2 protein-coding genes are annotated in these 3822 nt (G+C 58.5%); both read left to right on the top strand.

Translation table 11 applies throughout. The features are described from left to right. The coding region (locus THIMADRAFT_RS26940) for a WD40/YVTN/BNR-like repeat-containing protein (protein WP_233490342.1) at positions 1-2511 on the top strand (2511 nt) is incomplete at its 5' end. Positions 2512-3070: 559 nt separating this feature from the next. After that, on the top strand, positions 3071-3808 hold the full coding sequence (locus THIMADRAFT_RS24090; RefSeq protein WP_007195752.1) for a hypothetical protein: 738 nt from the start codon (positions 3071-3073) through the stop codon (positions 3806-3808). Positions 3809-3822: the final 14 nt, after the last annotated feature.

Raw genomic sequence — 3822 nt, 5'->3', positions numbered from 1 at the left:
ACACCGCTCTCCCTCATGAAAGATGACGATTTAAGGGGGAAGAAACATCAGGGAAGGTGGCCGTACTCATTTGAAGCAGCAGGGGGAGGGCGCGGCGTCGGCGACCGGGTCAGCCTCCACGCGTCACGTATCGAAAAGGGCTCTGCCCCCTTTTTCGTGTTCCCCGTTTTTCCCAAATTATCGGTACTGCGCCGATCGTTGATCGCGCTGTCGGCAGGATGTCTTGCGGTTGCTGCGTCGTCTACCTTCGCCTTCCAATGCGCAGGATGGACCAACTATCAACCCGCCGGCACAGCGTTTGACGGCAGATCAGTCGTTTGGTCGGGCAATTTATTTGTAGCGGTTGGCAGCGGTGGCGTTATAAAGACAGGCACCTCCGGCGGCACTTGGACTGAGAGAACTTCGAATACCACGAATCAGTTGAACGCGGTAGCTTGGTCTGGTGTTAAATATGTGGCAGTAGGTGAACAAGGCGCGATCACCACCAGCCTTAATGGCATTGATTGGACGGTCGTTGTTCCTGCCCCCACCACTGAAGCCTTGTATGGCATCACTTGGTCCGGCAGTCAGTTTTTAACAGTAGGCACCACCGGCAAAATTCTGACTAGCCCTGACGGTAGCACTTGGACGTCCCGAGACTCAGACACGACCCAAAATCTTTTCGGCGCCACTTGGGGCGGCGATCAGTTCTTGGTAGTAGGCAATGCCGGCACGATCCTGACCAGCCCTGACGGCTCTACCTGGAGCCCTAAGGACTCCAACGTAGATGCTCGACTTGAGGGAATCGTTTGGAATGGCAGGAAATTTTTGGCAGTTGGAGCATTTACACCGCTAGGCTGCGACGACGGTTTGGATCCGTACGACTGCATGACCATCCTGACTAGCCCTGACGGCAATAACTGGACCTTTATTCCCACCCTCCAAACTTATAACCTCCATAATGCGGTCTGGAGCGGTAGCGAATTTGCTGTCGCGGTCGATGGCGGCCGCGTTGCGGTCAGTCCCGACGGTATCGCTTGGGAGATCCTCGACATCGGAGCAGGCGAACAAGTTAATGGAATTACATGGCAAGGAAGGTCGTTTGTAACCGTGGCAAATTTGAACCGGGCCTCACGCAGTCTTTGCCCATGGGGCGACGGCTTGTCACTCGCCGGAAATCGCTGGACACAAATCGCAATCCCGGCGCTCAACACTACTAGCATGGCGATCAGCACGATATTCTCTGGCGTCTCGGGAACCTATACTGCTCCAGCGACCGGGGCAAACGATACCTGGATCATCAACGGGCGTGACGCTGATATCCCAGCGTACTACGAATTTAGCGACACCTCCGGCGTTGTCAACCAAGATGATGGGTACTGGATCAAGCGTTGGGGGACGACGACTTCGAACATCGAGATTCCCCCCCTCTCGGCAAACGCAACCCCGTTAGTCATAAGCAACGGCAACTGCCCATCGACCGTCGGCTGTTACGAGATCCCCCTTGTGGCCCCCGAAAGCGGTGCAGATCGCGCCAACTTGGTCAGCTTCCCGCTGCCCTATCCGGTGGCTTGGTGGGAAGTGGTGGTCGAGGTCGATGGAGAAGCTTACACGCCCGCGGGCGCAGGTGAGGCTGGTTTTATGCGCCCCGAGTACTACATGTGGAACGGCACGGCCTACGAGACCTTCGACGACGCAACGCCGGGCATGATCGGCATTTTGCAACCATGGCAGGGCATTTGGGTCATGGTCAAGGCCGCCGCCTCTGGCAAGTCACCAAAGCTGCTGATCCCTGCGATTCCAAAGTTGAGTCAGGCGACGCCTGGAGAGGCCACTCCCTGGGTTGCGCGCGCACTCGACTGGCTGATTCCCTCGGCATCAGCGGATTCTCCAGACGAGGCCGTCATCCAAAGTCATGCGGGGGGCAAGTCCAAGCAGGACAAACCGATCAAGGAGGCAAAGATCGGGCTGAAGGACCGAGAGGCATTACGGAACCGAGACGGCAGGGCGATTCAGGCAGGTCAAAACTGGTATGTGCGCTTCATCGCGGAAGAGACCACCGAGAGTATGGTCGACAGAAACAACGTCTTCGGCCAACTTGATGGCACAGAAGCGGGTTACGACCGTCGCGATCTTCCGTCACTGGCGCCTGCGGGTTCGCCTTACCTGAATGTTGTGTTCCCGCACCCCGAATGGGAGGTTCGACCCGGGGATTACAACTCCGATTACCGTCCTGTCCCAATCCCTGAAGATACAGGAAAGGGTAAAGGTAAAATCGATAAAAGGAACAAGAAAGGCCAGGGGGCCGACAGCTGGCGCATCGAGGTGCGCAGCGACCAGCCGCGCGACATCATGCTCCGCTGGGAAGGTCCGCAGGAGATCATCAACCGATCCGTCTTGGTGGATGATCTGACTGGAATCGAATATCCTCTAAAACTCAAAAAGAAAGCGGACCCATCGCTGGAGAATGGTTTTGCCTTCAATATGAGCGAGACAACCCACTCATTCACTTGGCGTTATCTTGGTCGCTAAGCGCTTTGCCTGATGCTTAGGGCGAGGATTGCCCGTGACGCGCAGCGAGACCCGGTCGTCGGGCCTCGCATCGGCCGGGCGACGACGTCCGCGGGCGCGGAGGTTGCGGTGTGGATTATAAGTAAAGCACGATTAGGAGTTTATCGATGTCGAATGCTCACGAAACCTCACGTAATCCGGCGCCAACAGCGGACTCGACGCAGCTGGATGCAGGGCGCCGGGCCGTGCTGGATAAGCTCGGCAGGCTGGCGGTCTATACCCCGCCGACGATGATGGCCCTAATGTTGTCGAAGCGGGCCAGCGCGGCAAGCTGTGGCGGGCCGTTGCAACCTCCGTGTCCGCCGGTCTGAGCCTCCCGAGATTAAGGAGATTGGTTTCCACAGCGTTGGATCTTGTAAACGCCTCCGCTCGATCTTCAAGGATCCCCAGCGTCCTGACGGCCGGCTTCAAAACCGGCCATCTCGCTTTGGCCCCCGCCTACGATCGCCGGCTATTTGTCCTCGACCCTTTGGCTGGGTGGGCTTGGGAAGCGCAGTCGGCCGGATTGAATCTTGCGACCATGGCCCGGGCTATCGCTGACCGCTTCGACTTGGAGGAGAAGGTTGCATGGCAGCACTTGGCGGCGCTGTCGCATCAATGGCGAAGCGCCGGCCTGTTTGATCCGCCGGAGACCGCAATATCGAGTGCCCCGCAAATCGCCGCTTCGCCGGACGTTTCGGCACCGCCTGCAGCATTGCTGCATTGGTTTTGTGCCGGAGACCGCCGAGTTGGGCTTGCCGTTGACGACGAGTACTTGGCCCGTCGCCTCTTCGACCTGCTGCCCAGCGTCGAGCGCGCGGCCCCTACAGGATCAGCCGCCGACGGCCATTGGCTGCACCTCCGGGGCGATTCGTCAGCTTGGCGCATTATCGTTGATGGTTGTCCGGGCGAGACCGGGATCGGCGCCGAGCACGCCCTAGTGGAGACCATCGGCGCCTTAATCGAGATCGGCTGTCGGGCGGAGGAACGCCTTCTCGTGGTTCACGGTGCCGGCCTGTCGTTCGACGATCGCCAAGCACTTCTCCTGATCGCACCCGGCGGTTCCGGCAAGACAACACTGGCCGCTGCACTGAATGCCGCTGGCTATGGGTTGCTCAGCGACGATGTGGTTCCGGTCGAAGAAGACGGCGCCCTGATAGCCTTGGGCACCCCGCTTTGCGTAAAGGCGGGGAGTTGGTCGGTGCTCGCCGCGTGTCGTCCGGATCTAAGTAACGATTCACTAACAAGTAACGCATTTTATCTCAGGCGTTTTCTATAAAAAGAGCGTTACCG

The organism is Thiocapsa marina 5811, assembly GCF_000223985.1.
In the GTDB taxonomy this organism is placed as follows: domain Bacteria; phylum Pseudomonadota; class Gammaproteobacteria; order Chromatiales; family Chromatiaceae; genus Thiocapsa; species Thiocapsa marina.
The sequence above is the reverse complement of the archived record's forward strand: the minus strand, read 5'-3'. Positions and strand labels throughout refer to the sequence as shown.

Excerpts from the sequence above, each read along its gene's own strand:
- THIMADRAFT_RS24090 (WP_007195752.1), top strand. The coding sequence starts at position 3,071 with ATGGCCCGGGCTATCGCTGACCGCTTCGACTTGGAGGAGAAGGTTGCA.